This is a genomic window from Salinicola sp. MH3R3-1, from assembly GCF_001937155.1.
Classification (GTDB): Bacteria; Pseudomonadota; Gammaproteobacteria; order Pseudomonadales; family Halomonadaceae; genus Salinicola; species Salinicola halophyticus.
This window is the reverse complement of record NZ_MSDP01000060.1, coordinates 1-1,249: the sequence shown is the minus strand read 5'-3', so window position 1 is coordinate 1,249 and position 1,249 is coordinate 1. Positions and strand designations below refer to the sequence as shown.

General features: G+C 64.5%; 1 protein-coding gene. It reads right to left on the bottom strand.

Annotated elements, in window-relative coordinates; all coding sequences use genetic code 11:
* The coding region (locus BTW08_RS18235; protein WP_139313720.1) for an Ig-like domain-containing protein at positions 1-1,249 on the bottom strand (1,249 nt) is incomplete at both ends.

Below are 1,249 nucleotides of genomic sequence, written 5' to 3'. Positions count from 1 at the left end.
CTCGCCCGCAGCCAGACTGTCGAAGTCGGCGCCCGGGGCGAAGCTGTAGCTGCCGTCGGCGTTAAACGTCAGGCTGCCGTTGCCAGTGCCGATATCCGTCGCCAGGTCGTAACCGGCGATCGTACCGTCAATATCGGTCGCTGCCGGCACTTGCCCACTGAGAACGGCGTTCTCTTCTGTCGTGGCCGTGGCGGCCTGAGCGATCGGCACATCGTTGGTGCCGGTGACGGTGATCGTCAACGTCTTGGGTTCACTCACGCCGCCATCGTTGTCCGTGGCGGTATAGCTGAAGGTGACCTCACGGCTCTCGCCCGCAGCCAGACTGTCGAAGTCGATACCCGGCGTGAAGCTGTAGCTGCCGTCGGCGTTGAAGCTGAGACTGCCGTTGCCCTGACCCACGCCAGTGTCGAGCGCGTAGCTGGCGATGGTGCCGTCGACATCGGTCGCTGTCGGCACCTGGCCGGTCAGCGCGGTGTTCTCTTCCGTCGTGGCCGTGGCGGCCTGAGCCACCGGCGCGTCGTTGGTGCCGGTCACGGTGACGGTGACGGTCTTGGGCTCGCTCACCCCACCATCGTTATCGATAGCGGTGTAGCTGAAGGTGACGTCGCGGCTCTCGCCCGCAGCCAGGCTGTCGAAATCGGTGCCGGGGGTGAAGCTGTAACTACCGTCGGCATTGAACGTCAATGACCCATTGCCCTGACCTACGCCGGTGTCGAGCGCATAGCTGGCGATGGTGCCATCGACATCCGTTGCCGCCGGGACCTGGCCGCTGAGAACGCTGTTCTCGCCGGTGGTCCGGGTATCGGCGACGGCCACCGGCGCATCGTTGGTGCCGGTCACGGTGATGGTGACGGTCTTGGGTGCACTGACCCCACCGTCATTGTCCGTGGCGGTATAGCTGAAGGTGACGTCGCGGCTCTCGCCCGCAGCCAGACTGTCGAAGTCGGTGCCGGAGACGAAGCTATAGGAACCGTCGGCATTGAACGTCAACGAACCATCGCCGGTACCGACATCCGTCGCCAAGTTGTAACCGGCGACCGTCCCATCAACATCACTCGCTGCCGGAACCTGGCCGCTGAGGACGGTATTCTCGCCGGTAGTCTGGGTATCAGCGACGGCCACTGGAACGTCGTTAGTGCCGGTCACCGTTACGGTCAGCGTCGAGGTGGCGGTGCCACCCTGGCCATCGCTGACGGTGTAGCTGACTTTAGTGGTGTCGGTCTGACCCGCGGGCAGGCGATCGAACGCC